We start from the raw sequence: 16,526 nt of genomic DNA on the forward strand, positions 1-16,526 counted from the left end.
GGAGAGCCTATCCAGGCGTGACGGCGTCGACCATACGGTCGATGATGCCGTCCAGGCTCCACTCGTAGTTTACGCGTGCGAGGATGAGCAGTGCGAGGATGATCGCGCTGTAGACGCTGATCGCGACCACGTTGGCGACGAAGAAGGCGGCTCCGCTACGGGCGGCCCCACGGGCCCTGCGCGAGGCCCCACGGATCCCGCGCTGGAAGGACGCCATCACGAGGTCCCGCTCCAACCGGCCCGCACGCTCGAGCAGCTTGGGGTTCGTGAGGTCTCCCCCGGACGCGGCCAGGATCTCCCGTGCGCATGCATCTGCGTCCCACTCGTTCTGCATCACGGCGCCCTGCCAGCGCTTCGTGACGCTCTTGTCCGCCAGCCCACACTCGACGAGGAGGCCAGCGGCCACCCGCTCCCAGGCTCGCTGGACGGAGGGGTCGGTCGAAAGGGTAGGCCGAGTCCCGCCGCCGGACGGAGCGCCGCGCGCCGGTTCCGGCTCCACGATCTCCTCGATCACCGGCGGAAGGTCCAGGAACCGGAACTTGACGCCCGCCCAGGCGAACTCGGTTCCGTCCTGGAGCAAGAGCTCATCGACGGATTCCCCCGACACGATGAGGGCGTCGTCCCCCTGGACGCGAACCACTTTCGGAGGGCTATCCCACACGTGAAGCTCGCCCGCAGCTCCCTCGATCCCGATATCGATTCCGCGCGCGCCCTTGGCGCCGACTCGTGTGAGTCCGGTCTGGAGGGAAACTTGCTGGGCCTTGGACCCGCGCTTGAGTTCGAGCTTGAGATTGAGCATCTGGACGGCTGGGGTATTTCGTCGGCACCCGGGAGGAGAGTCGGCGTGACCGCGGTGACTATGCCAAGCTAAGGGCATCATGACGACCTCCCGAACCGCCTTCGTCCTGTTCCTGGCAGCATTTGTCCCTGCAATCTCAGCGCCTGCCGCGATCGGTCAGGCCCCCGTGGACAAGGAGACCAGCCGGGTCATTCGGCTCCCCGCCGAGCAGGCGCCCCCGTTGCGGGGACCCCTGGAGCGGCTCGACGGGCGCCATCTCCACTGGGCGGCCTCCGATGTCGCGGATCCCACGCTCGGCCTCGGTCCGGTGATCCCGACGCGGATGCTGACGTCCGTCATCGAGCGCCGCGTCGATCAGGCGGGCGGTCGGGACGCCGGGATCTCGGTCGAGCCCCTCGGCCCATTTCTCCTCCTCCGCGGCGGAGCTGCCGGGGGTCCAGGTGCGATCCAGGGCGCGGTGAAAGCTGCGAACGACACGGTCCAGGAATTCCAGGCGATGGCGGAGGGCCTCCGCTTTCGAACGCGCGTTCGCCTCCTCAGCGGCGCTAGCGACGGGTCGCTCGACGCCGGGCCGATCGACGACGGACCGCTCACCGCCGAGGCGGCCGACAGCGTCGTCTTGATCGATGAGTCCATGGTCCTCACGTCCGGCGACCGCGGAGCGTTCGGGTCGCGCGTGCAGCGACCCGTGGTCGCCGACTTCGACGTCGAGGTGGCGGCATCCGCGTCGATCGCCGATCCGGTCAACGCCGTGGTCGAAACGGGCGAGACCGTGCACCTTTGGGCCTCGACCGTTCTCGATTCGGAAGGGCACCGGAGGCTCCACCTCCAGGGCTTGCTGGACGTCGCGAGCGAGGGTCCCTCGCGAACGTTCGATCCTGACGTCTACGAACTCGGAGAGCTGGAACAGCCGACGATCAGGTCGACCCAGGTGCTCTTCGCATCGACGGTTCTACCGGGCGAGCCACTCGTGGTCACCCTGGAGGGACTGCGGGCAGAGCAGCCTCGACGCCGACTCGAGATCACGGCCGAGGCCTTGACCGCTGGGACCCCCTCGATGGGGACCCCCTCGAATGGGGAAGGCTCGGTCGACCCTGACGGAGCGAGTCTCGATCCATACGCCGCTCGAGTGGTCGACCTCTCGCGCGGCATGTGGCGATCCGCGCTCGCGTTCCCCCACGCCCTCGGTGGGGACTCACTACAGGTCGCGATTCCCGAAGCGCGTATGCCCGCGAGCGCTGCCCAGCTCATCACCCTGATCTTCGGCCGTGAGGCGAGTGCCCGTCCAGATCTCGGTTCGTCGGTGGTGCTGCTCCCCGGCGAGAACGAGGAACGCGACCGAGACGTGCAGGCGCTCTTCGAGAGCGTGGATCCCGTCGGTCCAGCGGCCGTCCTGACGGTCGCATCGAGCGAGGACGGGTTCCGGGCGACGCTGCCCGCAGCGCGCGGGGCGCTCCTCCGGGTGGCGCACATCGAAGAGACCGTGCTCATCGTCGACTATGACCCGCAGATCGCGAGCGAAGCCGTACTCTCCGATCCGCGGGCCGAGTTCTCCCTCAGCGGCAGCGTCTTCGAGTGCGCTGTGGAATGGTCGCAGGAGGGCTTCAGGCTGGAGGGATTCGCTCACCGGCGCGCGATCACCGGTCTGACGGTTCGCAAGGCCGACCCGGTCGACGTCGGCAGGATCCAGCAGCCTGTCTCGGTGACGGAGTCGAGCCGAATCGTCCTCATCGGCGGTGGATCCACGCGCGGCGCAGGTCTCGATATCACCCTGACCCAGAGGTGAAGAGCCGACCCCGAGGTCCGAGGAGAGGCGGAACGGAGGCCGCGGGGTGAGAAGCGGATCAATGCGAGATGAAGGCCCATGGCGAGGGTCTTCGAACCACGTTCCGGGAAGAGATTTGTCCGGTGACTCTTCGCCTGGAAGGCGGTAGTCCCACCGGGATAGGCTATGGTTGGCGCTGGCGTTCCCTCACGTCACGCCACCCGCTGGAACCCAGGTCCCCTTCGCCCCGTATCCACCACTGACCGAACGCCTCCCTTTCGGGAGGATCACTCATTGAGACTCGGCCTTCACCAATCCGCCCGGATGGAGCAGCGACTGATTCAGTCGCCGCAGATGATCCAGGCCATGCAGATCCTGCAGCTTCCGCTTCTGGACCTGTCGGAGCGCATCGACCAGGAGCTGATGGAGAATCCCTTCCTGGAAGTCGTCGAGGGCGACCGCGAGAGTGGCTCGGAGGCGGCCGAACGGACCACGGACCGGGAGAGCGGCGGCGACGCGGAAGCCGAAGGGATGCTCGACTTCTTCGAGCGCATCGATCGCGACTTCGGCGATGGGTCGCGCGGCCGAATTCAGTCGACCGGTGAGGACAGCGATCGCAAGTACGAGGCGATGATGAACACGCCGGAGACGGCGGAGACCTTCGCTCACTCCGTCCTCGCCCAGGTCTCGGCGCTGGATCTGTCTCCGCGGGAGCAGACAGTCCTGGAGTACGTCATCTGGTCGCTGGATGAACGCGGTTATCTCACGGAGACGCCGTCCACGCTGGCGGCCGAGCTGACGCTGGAAGTGCAGCGCACGCTCCAGGCGTCCTCCGCGACGCGACCGATCGCTGCGGTAATCGCCGATGAGGACCCCTTCGAGAACGAGCTCCAGATCCTCCACGGAGACGGGGAGGCGCTGAAGAACGGAGACGTGACTTCGGGCGCGATCGACTCGGGCGGGAATTCCGACCAGAAGGGGGCTCCACTGCATCTCGAGGAGCAGGTTCTGAGCCTGGAGGAACAGGACCTGGCCCCTGACGAGATGGTCGTCACGGAGGACGAAGTACGCGACGCACTGGAGCGATTGCGCGAGGCCGTCCATCCTGGCCTCGGCGCTCTCGATCTGCAGGAATGTCTTCTCCTGCAGCTCCCGGCGGCCGGGCTCTGGACTCCGTTGATGCGCAAACTCGTCCAGGATCACCTCGACGACATTCGCGCCAATCGTCTGCCGCAGATCGCCAAGGCGACGGGCCAGGACATCGAGGACGTCAAGGCCTCGATCGAGCTGCTCCAGCGCCTCGACCCTGCGCCCGGATCAGGCTTCGGTGACGTCACCGCGGAAGTGATCCACCCCGAGGTGATCGTCGAGCTCGACGAGGACGAGGTCGTCGTGCGCCTGGATCGCGAGCGCACGCCCGAGCTTCGGATGGCCCCGGTCTACCAGACCCAGGATTACCGCAAGAAGCTGAAGGAGGGCTCCAAGGAAGAGCGCGACTGGGTCAAGAAGCGCCTGGAGGCCGCGAGCTGGTTCATCGACGCGCTCCTGCAGCGACAGTCTACGCTGGAGCGCATCGCCAACGCGCTCTTCCGCCGCCAGAAGCCTTTCCTGGAGCGCGGCGAGGAAGCGCTGAAGCCGCTTCGGATGCAGGAGATCGCGGACGAAGTCGGCGTTCATATCTCGACGGTTTCCCGGGCCGTCGCGGGCAAGTACGCCCAGACGCCCCGCGGGATCTTCTCGCTGAAATTCTTCTTCGTCGGCGGAACGACGAAGACCAGCGGGGAGGAGACCAGCCAGATCTCCGTGAAGGAAAGGATCAAGAAGATCGTGGCAGCCGAAGACGTGCGCAAGCCCCTTTCGGACGACGGGATCGCCAAGGCCCTCGAAGAGCAGGACGGCATCAAGATCGCCCGGAGAACGGTCACCAAGTACCGGAAGGCGCTGGAGATCCCGTCTTCGACGCAGCGACGCCAGTATTAGGCCCGTGAGACCGCCTCTACCGTTCCGGGCCAGGGGCCTGGATTTGCGTTCTGTGGCCGGGCCATCTACCCTCTGGGCGCGATGAACCTCAAGGCCACCGAACTACGCAAGGGACTCGTCCTCATCAAGGATGGACAGCTCCAGATCATCACCGAGTACAGCCACCATACGCCGGGCAACTGGCGGGCCATTATTCAGGTGAAGACCCGCAACCTGCAGACGGGTCAAAACGGATCCTTCCGTCCGGCCGCCGGGGAGCAGTTCGAGGTCGCGTACCTCGATAAGAAGAAGTGCCAGTACCTCTACCAGGAGGCGAACGGCAACTACTGCTTCATGGACGCCGAGACCTACGAGCAGTTCCAGCTCGAGAAGGAGATGGCCGAGGACAAGATGCGATTCGTTCGCGAGTCCGACGAGATCGAGGTCACGTTCCACGAGACGACGGCGGTCTCCATCGAGCTTCCGCCCCAGGTCGTCCTCGAGATCACCGAGGCCGAGCTGGCGGTCAAGGGCAACTCTGCCACCAACGTCAAGAAGGACGCCGTGCTGGAGACGGGCGCCCCGATCCGCGTTCCGCTGCACATCAACGCGGGCGAGAAGGTGAAGGTCAGCACCGACACGGGCGAGTTCATGGGGCGCGCGTCCGAGTGACTCGGGCCTGCGAGTGACTGGGGCCTGCCAGTGACTGGGGCCTGCCAGTGACTGGGGCCTGCAAGTCCCCTGGACGTAGCGGGGCTGTCAGCGCGCAGGGTCGAATTTCCAGACGCTGATCGAGAGATCACGCGCCTCGACGAGCACCGGGAAGTGTTCGACGAGGCGACATTCTTCCTCGAGGAAGCGCTCGAAGTCGGCGCGTTCCCTGCGCGGCATCGACAGGTTGTAGCCGTTCCGCACGACGAACCACACCACGCGCTCTTCCTGAGCGAGGTAAGCGTAGGGCCGCGGGTTGTAGCGATCGAGCTGAACGACGACGTCGTGATGGCGCACGTCGACCTCCCGCCCACCGGTGAGGTAGAACTCCACGACCGGCGCGGGCGCACCGACGACCACGTCCGAGGGAGCGCGCCGCGCCGCCACGAGTTCGACCGCCTCGCGCCAGCGAGCTCGCTGCCCCTTCTCGACCGTGAAGTAGAGCACCGACTGCGAGAGCAGAGGCACGACGAGTACCAGTAGCCAGAGCGGTCGCAGCTCCCTGGAGGAGCCCTTGGTCCAGCCCATCGGCCAGCTGGCCAGGAGCGCGATCCATGGGAAAAACGCGAAGGCGTACTGGGCGCTGATGGTGGCGGCGCCCGCCGCACCAGCCAGCGCCGCCCCCCCGATCACGGGAACGGCTGCCGCGAACAGAGCGACCCGCTCACGCCGGACCCAGGCACTCAGCACCACACCCAGCGCCAGGGCTGCCAGGGTGGGCGTCACGAACGAACCCGTCGTGAGCGCGAAGTGGGCCACGCCCGCGATCGGGTCCTCGATCGACTTCTGCGCCAGGTACTTGGCAAAAACCGACCATGCAAAGGGCGCTGCGAGCGCTCCGGGCAGAGCGAAGAGCAGGAGAGAGCGACGCGCGGAACGGCGCGCGGCAGCCGAACGGGCGGGCGGGATCAAGACTCCCGCGAGACCGATCGCCGCCGCCACGACGGCCCCCTGGAGATGAAAGAGGTGGCCGAGTCCCGCGATCCCCACGCCGAGCACCGACAGAATCCAGCGCGCCGACAGGAACCCGCGGATCGCGACCCCGCCACCGAGCAGGCCGAGGGCTTGGACCATCGTGTAGAAGCGCGCGGTCTGGGACCACTGGATCTCCCAGGCGCTGACTGCGACGACGAGCGCAGCCGTCGCTGCGCGGGTACGGCCGCTGAGTGGATGAAAGGCCCAGTAGGTGAGCGGTATGGCGGCGAAACCGAAGAGCGCCGGCGCGAGCCGGAGAGCCGTCTCCGTGGGGTCACCGCCGAGAGCCTCGACCGTCCATCGAATGAGGAGGTACCCCGCCTTGTTGTCCGCTGCGGCGATGTTGTGGGCATCTCCCCAGGTGAAGACCTCATCGAGCCACAGGCTCCAATGGCCGAGCCGCACGAAGCGAAGAAGGCCAGCCAGCAGCGCGGCGACGAGAATCCAGACGGCGACGGACCCGCGGGTGGATGGGACAGGTTCGGGTGAGTCTGAGCTCATGGACGGCCCATGGTCTCCGATTCGGACAGCGATCCAAATGCCGATGGCCCAGATCTGCCCTCCGCGGAGCAATTTTCGACCAGCTCCCGCCCAAATCTGACCGATACCACCAGGAATGGACCGCGGAGTGGCGTGCGCCCAGGCCTCGGCCCACAATACGCGGGTGTCGCGCCGAGGTGAGGCCACCGCGACGCGAGACTCCCACGACGCCCGTACTCATGAGAACCCCGAGCTCGACCCCGCTGGCCACCCTGGCCCTCCTGGCGCTCGCCATTCCGATGCTGCAGAGCTGCATTTCCGGGCGGCGGCCGATCGTCCTCGACTCGACGCCGCGCGGAGCGCTGGTCATCGTAGACGGTGAGGACTCAGGGCACTCGACCCCCTGCACCATCCAGCTCTCCGACAGCGCCCGCACCTTCGAGTTCCGCCTGCCCGGGTACGCCACCGAGGAACGCTATGTGCGCGTCGGCGGTCGCCGTCGGGTGGTCTACTGGCGCGACGCCATCACGGACTACAGGACGTGGGCATTTCCCCTCTGGCTCAGCGCCGAGGACTTCTTCTTCCCGATCAAGGAAGACGGCGGAGAGATGCCCAATCGAATCCACGTGCGCCTCAAGCGCTCTCGAGAGCCTGTGGCCTTTGCCAACTGAAGCCGCGAGTCTTCCCTTCCGTCCCCGAGCGAAGAGCGCGTGAGTAGAGAGATCCGTCCGGCCCGTCGCGCTGTATTCTTGGATCGCGACGGCACCATCAATCGAGAGGTCGACTACCTGTCCGACCCGGCCGATTTCGAGTTCCTTCCCGGCGCGATCGAGGCGCTCAGGGCACTCCAGGCCGCAGGCTTCGCGCTCGTGGTCGTCACCAACCAGAGCGGGATCGCGCGCGGATTGTTCGACGAGGACACGCTGCATCGGATCCACGGCAGGATGACGGACGAGCTTTCGAAAGAGGGCGTCGAGATCGACTGGATCGGCTACTGCCCCCACCACCACGGACTGGAATCGCCCTTGCCAGAGCTCGCCTCGTTCCAGGCCGACTGCTCTTGCCGCAAGCCGAGGCCCGGCCTGCTCCTCCTGGCCGCCGCCGATCTGGGGATCGACCTGGCTCGCTCGTTCTGCGTGGGCGACTCGCTGCGCGACCTGGAGGCGGGCGAGGAACTCCATGTCCCGGGCCTGCTCGTCCGAACGGGCAAGGGGGCGGCCCAGGAAGCGATCGCCCGCGCCGAGGGGAGAGACGTGCGCGTCGTGGATGACCTGGGCGCGGCCGCGCGCTACATTCTCGGGCTATGACCACCGCCCAAGCTGCGACCTCCACGCGCCCGAAAGCCCTGGTGCTTCGCGGCCCCGGTACGAACTGCGAAGACGAGACCCTACGCGCGCTCCGCATGGGCGGCGCCGACGCGGACCTCCTGCGAACCGACGTGGCGGCCAGGGAGCCCTCGCGGCTCGACGGCTACGCCGTGCTCGTGATCGCGGGCGGGTTTAGCTACGGCGACGATCTCGCGGCTGGCCGGGTCTGGGGCTCGTCCCTGCGCTCCGGCAACGGCGACGGGGGTGCACTCGGGGGAGGGCTGGGCGGGGCGCTCAAGGCCCACGTCGCCCGCGGCGGCCGCATCCTGGGCGTCTGCAACGGCTTCCAGGTCCTGGTCGAGTCGGGCCTCTTCGAGCCCGGGACGACCCACGAGGAGCGCTCGATCGCTCTCTTCGCCAATGCTTCGAACCACTACGAGTGCCGCTGGGTCACCCTGGAGGTCCAGGAGAGTCGCTGCGATTGGCTCGTGGCCGGCGAACGGATGCCGACCCCGGTGGCCCACGGCGAAGGCCGTTTCGCGGTCAAGGACGACTCGGCGCTGGAGCGCCTCCGAAGCCAGGGGCAGATCGTTCTGACCTACGTGAACGACAAGGGCAAGGCGGGCGAGCCCGCTGGCTATCCCGCGAACCCGAACGGCGCCGTGGCGGACATCGCGGGCATCTGTGACCCGACAGGGCGCGTCGTGGGCCTCATGCCTCACCCCGAGCGGAACCTGGATCCGTGGAACCACCCCCAGTGGACTCGACTCGAGGGGTCGGGACCGCGCCGAACCGAGGGAGAAGGTCTGGCCTTCTACCGGGCACTGGTGGAATCCGCCTCCCGCGCTTCCCTATAGTCGCGGTCGCCGCAGCAGCGCTCCACCCCGCCCCGGGCCCCGCACGCCCCGGACCGTCCGTCCGAGGTGCTTTCTCCTTTCGCGCAAAGCGCACAGGGGACCCGAGGGTCGACGCAGGAGCGCGCGGCCCCCAATCACCATGAGGCGCACCGCTACCACCACCGAGCTGGAGTCCCAGCCCGCGAAGAGCCCGCTGGGCACTGGATTCTCTCTTTCCCGCCCCTCGCTCCCCAGGGCGCTCGCACGCGGAATCGCGTGGCTGGCCGCTCCTGCGCTCGGCCTGGGCCTCGCCGGTCATCTCGGCGGCTGCGCCCCCATGGCGGTCGTGGGAACCGCGATCCTCGTCAACGACGAGTTCGTCGACAATGCGCAGACGGTTATCGTTCCCCACGACGTGGACGTCGTCTGGACGGGCGCGAAGAGCACCCTCTCGCACATGACCTCCGATCTGCTCGACGTCGACAACGACCTGCGAGCCATCAAGACCTACGTCGACGGCGCGGAGGTCATCGTCCAGGTCGAGACCTACGACGTCGGCCAGACCCGCATTCGCGTCGCGGCCAAGCGATATCTCGTCTACAGCGACGAGGTCGCCATCAACGTCCGCAACCGGATCGACCGCGACCTCAGATAGGAGCCGCGGGAAGCAGTGGATCGAGCGGGACTTTCCAGAAGGAACATCCTAAGATTCATGGGAGCCCATGAGCATTCCTTAATGGAGGCTCTGGCACGGCAGATGATTCTTACCTCGCACTCCTCGCTCCGTTCCCTGGTGCTGCTCTCGTCGCTGGCGCTCGCTTCCTGGCTGGGTCTTCCTTCCGGCTGTGGGACGGTGGCGATGAATTTTCCGAGCGTGATGGCGGACGAGGACTTCCAGAAGGGTGCCGCCTCGATGCGTTACAGCCACGAGGCCGACCTCGTTTGGATACATGTCAAGGAGACCCTCGCCCACCTTTCGTCGCGGAAGCCGGACTACAACGAGGACACGCTCCATGCCTTCGCGACGGTCGAAGCCGGATCGATCCAGGTCCGCGTGATTCGGCTGGGCGAAGACAACTGCCTCATGGCCGTCCGCGCCAGACAGTACGGGGTCTTCAGCGAAGAACTGGCCAGGTCCGTCCTCGACCGCATCCACCAGGAGATCGAGCCCTGAGGGCTCATCCCCGATGAAGCGCGCCTCACTGCTTGCGCCAGGTACCATTTTGCAGGCTGATCGATGCCCCTGGCGCATCCGCTGACGCGGACGCGCGTCGAGCCAGAGGAATTCTTGCTCAGGCGCTCAAAGATTTTCGAGCGTGGATTCCAGCTTCCCTTCGGCCCGTAATTGATCTGCGCAGCTGCTGCAGATCCCCGAAAGGCGCAGCATGTGGCCCGTCATGATGAAGCCGAGCGCCTTCGCATTCTTTCGCTGAAGAGCCTCGATCTGTTCGTCCTGGAACTCCGCGATCGTGCCGCAGATCCGGCAGACCATGTGATCGTGATGCTCGTGACCGAGGATGTGCTCGTAGACGACCTCGCCCCGGCCCGTTTCCACGGCCTCGATGAATCCGCCGCGCTCGAGAACCTCCAGCGTCCTGTACACCGTGGCGCGGCTGACCGCAGGCCCTTCTTCGGCCTTCAGCCATTCGTACATGCGCTCGACGCTGAAATGGTCGTGCACTGCGAATGCCTTTTCGAAGACCCGCCGCCGCTGCGGAGTCATCTTCAGGTTCTCGCCCTTGAGGAATTCCTCGAAGCGCTTCTCGATCGCGGTCTCGTTCAAGGGGCTGTTGGTGGCTGCAGGTCGTTCTCCACGTGATCCCCCCGGCCCTTGGCGGCCGCCGGGGATCCTGACCGACCGGAGAACGGCCGGTACAGGCGAACGAGGCGTTCCGGGGAGACGCCACATTCGTACATCCCCCTCAGGATCCAGTTTCTGACCGACGAGCGCAAGAGTCCCTCCTCTCTCCAGCGACGAGCGGAGATGACAAGTGTCGCGGTTTCGACGAGATGGATGCCGGATACGCGCCGGATCCGCCTCGAAAGGTCGACATCTTCGAAGAGCGGAATCTCTGCGAATCCTCCCGACTCCCGGTAGAGGTCGGCGCGTAGCGCGAGCCCTGAGTCCCCGTAGACCATCCCCCTTCGGCTGCGTGCGTTGGCCGCACGCTCGATCCAGCGAAACATCCGGCCCTCGGCCTCGATCACCTGCCGCATGGCCGTGGCGCGCACCGGCGAGTCCTCTGTAGACGCGAAAGCGGCCCGTACGGCGGCCACCGAACCCAGCCTCGGAACGCTATCGGCGTGCAGGAAAAGAAGCACGTCCAGGTCCGCTTCGAGAAGCACTTCCGCGGCGGCCCTGAGCTGGACACCGCGCCCTCTCCCGACCTTCAGCACGCGAGCGCCGCCCGCGGCCGCGATCTCCGGGGTCCCGTCGGTCGAGCCGCCGTCCGCTACCACCACGAGGTCAGCGCAATCGGCGGCGTCACGGATGGACGTCAGGCGCGTCAGGAGACGCGGGAGCGCCGCACGTTCGTTGAGCGCGCAGATTGCGACCCCGAGGGTGGGCCCCGGAATAGGCCCCGGAATGGAGCCTGGAAGGAACTCAGCCGTCACGCCCCGCCCGGAGCGCCCTGGGAGCGAGCGTCGAACGAAGCCGCGCGCGCTTCACGGCGCCTGCCGATGTCACGCCGGCAGAACTTCCCGGCGTACTTGATCTTGTCGTACGACTCGTAGGCGCGGCGACGGGCCTCCTCGGCGTCCTTCGCCATCGCCGTGACGGTGAGGACGCGTCCCCCGTTCGTCACGATCTCCTCGTTGCCGTCGAGCGTGCGGTTCCGCTTCGTCCCCGCGTGGAAGACCACGGCCGATTCGACGCGACCAGCAGCCTCCAGGCCATCGATTCGATCCCCCTTTCGCGGGCTCGCAGGATAGCCGTCTGCGGCGGCGACGACGCCGATGCAGGTCTGGTTCTCCCACTCCGGCGTTTCGATGGAACCGAGCGTCCCGTCGGCTGTCGCCAGCAGAATCGGCACGATGTCGCTCTTCAGGCGCCGAACGAGCGCCTGGCACTCGGGATCGCCGAAGCGGACGTTGTACTCGATGACGCGCGGGCCGCCGTCCGTCAGCATCAGGCCGATGAACAGCACGCCACGGAAATCGATGCGCTCGCGCCGGAGCATGTGGATCGAGGGCAGGAGCACATGCTGTTCGATCTGCTTGTAGATCCGCTTGCTCAGCTCGGGGACGGGCGAGTAGACGCCCATGCCGCCGGTGTTCGGGCCGACGTCGCCATCCCCCACCTGCTTGTGGTCTTGAACCGGCTCCAGGACGAGCACGGTCTCTCCGTCGGTCAGGGCGAAGATGCTCGCCTCCTCCCCCTGGATGAACTCTTCGATGAGGATCGAGGCGCCGGCGCTTCCGTGGCGCCCCTGCTCCATGATCCCGTCGACGGCGACCTTGGCCTCGGCGAGGTCGGCGCAGATGTAGACGCCCTTGCCCGCCGCGAGGCCGTCCGCCTTGATCACCTGGGGCCAGGTGGTGCAGCCCTCGAGGTAGCCCTTGGCTTGCCCGGATCGATTGAAGCTACGGAACGAGGCCGTCGGGATGCGGTGACGATCCATGAGTTCCTTGGAGTGCGCCTTCGAGGATTCCAGCCTGGCGCCCTCGGCGCCCGGCCCGAACACCTTGAAGCCTTCAGCGCGGAGCTTGTCCGCAAGCCCCATGGCGAGGGGATCCTCGGGTCCGATCACGATGAGGCCGGGCTGCTCGGCCTTGGCGAGTTGAATCAGCCCAGGAATATCGGTGGCCGCGACCCGCTCGATGCGCGCCACGTCGCCGATGCCGCCGTTCCCCGGTGTGCAGATCACTTCAGAAACGAGCTCCGACTTCGCGATTTTCCAGCACAGAGCGTGCTCACGGCCTCCGGAGCCAATCACGAGGACCTTGAACTTGTCGGATGTCATGGGGCGTTGCGCGTTGCAGTGAAGAGCTGAGACCACGGCCCGAAACCGGGGCCCGGGGCATGAAGGCGAAGAGTTTAGCCGATGATCCCTCCGACTGCGGGGTGGATATTTCGGGTCCAGCACCCGAATATGCCGCTCACTCGCGCCCGTAGCTCAGCTGGATAGAGCACCCGCCTTCTAAGCGGACGGTCCTTGGTTCGAATCCAAGCGGGCGCACCACTCCGATCTGAGTCCTTTGAATCCAGCGCGCTCGAGGACCGAGCGAGCCCGGCTTATCGGCCCGGCTTATCCACGCGGCCTATCCACGCTGCCTATCCACGCTGCCTATCCACGCTGGGCCATCCCGTCGTCGTCGCTGGCCTCTGCCATCGCTGCGACACGGTCCTCGGCGACGCGCTTGAGCTCTGCGTGGTCCTGGGCCATGGCCTTGCGCATCGCGCCCTTCATCATCAATCCCAGGATGGGGCCCGTCACCCTGGCCACGAGCGTGAGCGGTCTGGAGGTGGTCTCCATCGAGACCTTGGTCTCTCTCTGTCCGCCCTCGAACCGGTACACGGTCGTGTACTGGACGCCGCAGGAAATGCCCTCGACGCGGTAGGACCGCGGCGGATCGAAGGCCGTGATCTCCATCTCCTCCGTCGCCTCCTTGCCGAACATGACCCTGGTCTCCCGGAAACGGGTGCCCTTGCCTATGGGTCCTTTACCGATCACCTCGAGGCTCTGGATGGACTCGACGTGTTCGGCGGCGTGCGGGAGATCGGTGAAGAGTTCGAACACCAGCTGGATCGGTGCGGCGATCGTCTCTTCGATAGCGAGTTTCATCGGACAGGGAATCGGGAAATGGGGACTTCCTCAGGGACGTGACAGCCAGGAGGCTAGCGAATCATGGCCACCGGATGCGTGACCTCAACGTGAGCTTTGTGTGGCCCTTCGGCCGGGGCGTCGCCTTGAGCCTCCTCCGGTGACCCCTGGGGCTCCTCGCCGAAGATCTGGCGATCGAAGTAGTTCCACGTGGTGAGCGAATCGTCGGACTCCGGATGGAGAAGGTGGGCCGCCAGACGGCTGGATCGAACCCTCAGGGAGCCCGCGGGCGCCACCACATCGCGGTCTTCCCAGCGGCCCCTTACGCGGGCTTCGCGGTGGCCCTGGAACACCCGCTCGCTGCGCTCCGCCTCGTCGATGACGAAGACCTTGACCGCGAGGGTCTCTCCGTCTTCGCCGATTCGCTCGAGCGCGGCGTCGCCCAGATGGATGGCAAGAATCTCCAGGAGATCCTCCGCCGGATCGAGCACGAGGAAGGCGCCCGTGTACTCGACCTGCCGCCCTGCCTCGAATCGGGTCTGCACGTCCATCGCGACCTCCCGAACGGCGTCGGAGCCGGCTGCGACCATTCGGACCCCCTCCTGGATCCCGTCCTTCTCGGGATCGAGGTCGATCACGACCTCATCGTTGCGGCTCACCCGGATCGGGACCGAGCCGATGGACGCGAGCTCCGCATCCACGCCGAGACGGCCGCCGGACGTCGCTTCGTCGCCGGTCGGCTCGGAGAACGTCTGGATGAACTCCGCGTCGCGCGCGAGGGTCTCGAGGCACTCCAGAACGAAAGCGTACGTCGTGACCACGCGCTGCTCGTACGGGAGGTAGCTGTACGCCTCCGACAGGATGGAGACGGTGCCGCGCAGCCCCATCAGGTTGGTGCCGAATCGCGGGCGCGAATCGTAGGTGCTCCACGCGATCGGATCTCCGCGCTCCCCGCGGGATCCGGGCTGCCTCCGCGCGTAGCTGAAGTTCCCGTAGTCGTAGACGTGGATCCCGTCGCGCGACTCCAGGGTGGATCGAACGGCCGGGAAGAAGCGGTCTGCCATGTAGCTCGCGAGGTCCGGACGAACGTTCGGAGAGAGGCTAGGCGAGTAGGTCAGCTCGTAGCCGTGCGGCGAGCCGTTCGTGGTATGAAGGTCCATGAACGCGTGCGGTTGGAGTTCACGAACCAGCCCTGTGAGCGCGCGGACCTCGGGCGTTTCGAGCTTGATGAAGTCGCGGTTGAGGTCGAGGCCCATCGCGTTGGCACGCTCCCCCACGCCCTCGTCCGGACCGTTCTGTGTCACGCGGTTCGTGCGCGCGATGCGATCGTTGCCGTCCGCGTTGAAGACCGGCACGAAGGTGATCTCCAGCCGATCCAGGAGCGCCGCGTGGTAGCCGAGCGCGAACTCACGGAGGAGCATCTGGACCGCGACCTTCCCTTCGATTTCACCGCCGTGGATGTTCGCGTTGACGAGCACCCGCGCGCGGGCCGAAGGAGAGGCGTCGACAGGTTCGGCCGCCTCGTCGAGGGCGGCCCAGCGGACCGTGACCGCCGTCAGATCGCGTCCTTCGGTCGTCTCCCCGAACGAGCGAGTCGAGATTCGTCCCGCAGCCGGTAGGGCCTCGAGGGCTTCGAGAAAGGTCTCGACCTCGGCGAGGGTCGAGCTTCGGGTGAACCGACTGGACTCTGCCACCGTGAGCGGGAAGTTCGCGTTGGCATACTTCGCGGAGTCCTCGCCGCGGAAGGACTCCGACCAGTACGACACGTGCTGCTCCTGGGTGATGGGACCCCCGGACTGCAGCGCGGAGGGGTGGCCCAGGGCGAAAACGATCGACAGCAAGAGGGGGAGTAAGCTCATCGCCGCAATCTAACGGATCCGACGTCAGCTGCGCGGCGTTCCGTTGAGAGGCAGCTCCTGTTTCACCGCGGACGAACCGCGTCCTTCGGCAGCGCGAAGGGGAATCAGCTCTTTCTCCTCCACCGCAGGGACCCCAGGCTCGCGCATCCGGTCGTGATCGTCGGCAGGCGGCCGTGCGGCTTCGAGGTCACGAATCGCCCAGGTCAAACACGCCACCGCCAGTCCGACGAAGACCACGACCGCGAAGATCAGGTGCCAGGGACCCAGGCCGCTGGCGAGGTGCACGAAGAGCGCACGCTCGGGGTCGCTGACCGATAGCACCGCGAGTGGGATGAGCGCCACCACGATCAGCGTCGAGGCGACGCCGAGGCCGATCAGCAGGCGCGCTCGGAGCCCCCTCGCGTCGGCGGCGGCGGACCTCGCCGGTTCCGGGGGCCGCTGCGAGCGAGCAGCCGCGGAATCGTGGAGGGCCGTCTCGAGCGCAGCGAGTTGCTCGACGGACTGTTTCAGCGCTGAGGCCACCTCCTCCCGATGCCCGACCACGACGCGGACGAGTTCGTCGCGCGCGGCCTCACGCTCGGCCCAGGCGCGATCGGAGACGTCCCCGATCGCTCGCTCGCGCGCCGCGAGTTCTTCGGTCAAGCGACCCTCGAGGGACTCCACCCTCTGGCCGAGTTCCTTGCGGCGCGCGCCTTCCTCGGCAGCGGCGCGCAGCTCGCGGGTCGCGAGGGCCTCGAGGCGCTGCTGCTCCTGCTCGAGCGCTTCGACCTGCGCCTCCCGGCGACGCTCCGTGGCGATGGCCGCCGCGAGGACACGACGGTATTCGTCGCGCTCCTCGCGCGCCTTTCCGACCGCGAGCACGGCGCTCCGGGCGGTCTTGACCTCGGCTTCGTAGCGGTCGACGAGCGACTGCGTCTGCTCGCGCTGTGCGCTGAGTTCCTTCACGAACTCGGCGTTCTCACGGTCTTTGTTCTGTCTTTTTCCGAACATGGTCCCCCCCAGGAGAGCGCACCGTGCCAGTTCGGAAGGGGCGGAATCAAGGGGGCGGGACCTTTCCCGTCGGAATCGT

The 16,526-nt window shown here is 66.8% G+C and carries 16 protein-coding genes and 1 tRNA gene; 9 read left to right on the forward strand and 8 right to left on the reverse strand.

Annotated features, from left to right (window positions below):
* Positions 1-7: 7 nt before the first annotated feature.
* Positions 8-799: a hypothetical protein gene (locus Poly30_RS15175; RefSeq protein ID WP_145198729.1), complete on the reverse strand. Its 792-nt coding sequence runs from the start codon at positions 797-799 to the stop codon at positions 8-10.
* Positions 800-878: 79 nt separating this feature from the next.
* Here Poly30_RS15175 and Poly30_RS15180 point away from each other — a divergent pair, with 79 nt between their 5' ends.
* From Poly30_RS15180 to efp, 3 genes are all read left to right on the forward strand, one after another.
* Complete coding sequence (locus tag Poly30_RS15180) at positions 879-2,585, forward strand: hypothetical protein (protein WP_145198731.1); 1,707 nt, start codon at positions 879-881, stop codon at positions 2,583-2,585.
* A gap of 303 nt (positions 2,586-2,888) precedes the next feature.
* Positions 2,889-4,544 carry an RNA polymerase factor sigma-54 gene (gene rpoN / locus Poly30_RS15185; protein ID WP_145198733.1) on the forward strand — a complete coding sequence of 552 codons (1,656 nt, stop codon included), beginning with the start codon at positions 2,889-2,891 and terminating at the stop codon, positions 4,542-4,544.
* Between the two features lie 81 nt (positions 4,545-4,625).
* Complete coding sequence (gene efp, locus Poly30_RS15190) at positions 4,626-5,195, forward strand: elongation factor P (RefSeq protein ID WP_145198735.1); 570 nt, start codon at positions 4,626-4,628, stop codon at positions 5,193-5,195.
* Between the two features lie 87 nt (positions 5,196-5,282).
* Here efp and Poly30_RS15195 read toward each other — a convergent pair whose 3' ends face one another.
* Positions 5,283-6,710 (reverse strand): hypothetical protein, encoded by a 1,428-nt coding sequence (locus Poly30_RS15195; RefSeq protein WP_145198738.1) that lies wholly within the window; start codon positions 6,708-6,710, stop codon positions 5,283-5,285.
* A 218-nt stretch (positions 6,711-6,928) separates the two neighbouring features.
* On the opposite strand from Poly30_RS15195, the gene Poly30_RS28525 reads away from it, so the two are divergent.
* The 5 genes from Poly30_RS28525 (at position 6,929) to Poly30_RS15220 (ending at position 10,006) form a co-directional block, all read left to right on the forward strand.
* Positions 6,929-7,360 (forward strand): PEGA domain-containing protein, encoded by a 432-nt coding sequence (locus Poly30_RS28525; RefSeq protein ID WP_419190217.1) that lies wholly within the window; start codon positions 6,929-6,931, stop codon positions 7,358-7,360.
* Between the two features lie 39 nt (positions 7,361-7,399).
* Entirely contained in the window at positions 7,400-7,996 is a 597-nt protein-coding gene (gene gmhB, locus Poly30_RS15205) for a D-glycero-beta-D-manno-heptose 1,7-bisphosphate 7-phosphatase (RefSeq protein WP_419190218.1), read from the forward strand.
* Positions 7,993-8,853, forward strand: coding sequence for a phosphoribosylformylglycinamidine synthase I (purQ, locus tag Poly30_RS15210; RefSeq protein ID WP_145198742.1), 861 nt, complete (start codon positions 7,993-7,995; stop codon positions 8,851-8,853). Before gmhB ends, purQ begins: the two co-directional genes overlap by 4 nt.
* A 139-nt stretch (positions 8,854-8,992) precedes the next feature.
* Positions 8,993-9,487, forward strand: a complete 495-nt coding sequence (locus Poly30_RS15215) for a hypothetical protein (protein WP_145198744.1) — start codon at positions 8,993-8,995, stop codon at positions 9,485-9,487.
* 102 nt (positions 9,488-9,589) lie between these two features.
* On the forward strand, positions 9,590-10,006 hold the full coding sequence (locus tag Poly30_RS15220; RefSeq protein WP_145198745.1) for a hypothetical protein: 417 nt from the start codon (positions 9,590-9,592) through the stop codon (positions 10,004-10,006).
* Between the two features lie 126 nt (positions 10,007-10,132).
* Here the strand turns inward: Poly30_RS15220 and Poly30_RS15225 are convergent, their stop codons facing one another.
* The 3 genes from Poly30_RS15225 to purD are packed head-to-tail and all read right to left on the reverse strand — an operon-like array spanning position 10,133 to position 12,797.
* Complete coding sequence (locus Poly30_RS15225) at positions 10,133-10,615, reverse strand: Fur family transcriptional regulator (RefSeq protein ID WP_419190219.1); 483 nt, start codon at positions 10,613-10,615, stop codon at positions 10,133-10,135.
* Entirely contained in the window at positions 10,612-11,448 is an 837-nt protein-coding gene (locus tag Poly30_RS15230) for a TIGR04283 family arsenosugar biosynthesis glycosyltransferase (protein ID WP_145198749.1), read from the reverse strand. The genes Poly30_RS15225 and Poly30_RS15230 overlap by 4 nt, the downstream gene beginning before the upstream one ends.
* Entirely contained in the window at positions 11,445-12,797 is a 1,353-nt protein-coding gene (purD, locus tag Poly30_RS15235) for a phosphoribosylamine--glycine ligase (RefSeq protein WP_145198751.1), read from the reverse strand. The genes Poly30_RS15230 and purD overlap by 4 nt, the downstream gene beginning before the upstream one ends.
* A gap of 142 nt (positions 12,798-12,939) precedes the next feature.
* Here purD and Poly30_RS15240 point away from each other — a divergent pair.
* A tRNA-Arg gene (locus Poly30_RS15240) sits at positions 12,940-13,016 on the forward strand.
* A gap of 105 nt (positions 13,017-13,121) precedes the next feature.
* Here Poly30_RS15240 and Poly30_RS15245 read toward each other — a convergent pair.
* Genes Poly30_RS15245 through Poly30_RS15255 form a run of 3 tightly spaced genes read right to left on the reverse strand, consistent with a single transcriptional unit; the run spans position 13,122 to position 16,447 of the window.
* On the reverse strand, positions 13,122-13,619 hold the full coding sequence (locus Poly30_RS15245; protein ID WP_145198753.1) for an SRPBCC family protein: 498 nt from the start codon (positions 13,617-13,619) through the stop codon (positions 13,122-13,124).
* 53 nt (positions 13,620-13,672) lie between these two features.
* The gene (locus tag Poly30_RS15250) at positions 13,673-15,457 is read right to left on the reverse strand and encodes a M14 family metallopeptidase (protein ID WP_145198755.1); all 1,785 of its coding nucleotides are present in this window, start codon (positions 15,455-15,457) and stop codon (positions 13,673-13,675) included.
* A 24-nt stretch (positions 15,458-15,481) separates the two neighbouring features.
* Positions 15,482-16,447, reverse strand: a complete 966-nt coding sequence (locus Poly30_RS15255) for a DUF998 domain-containing protein (RefSeq protein ID WP_145198757.1) — start codon at positions 16,445-16,447, stop codon at positions 15,482-15,484.
* Between the last annotated feature and the right edge of the window lie 79 nt (positions 16,448-16,526).

This window comes from Saltatorellus ferox (assembly GCA_007751475.1).
Taxonomy (GTDB): domain Bacteria; phylum Planctomycetota; class UBA1135; order UBA1135.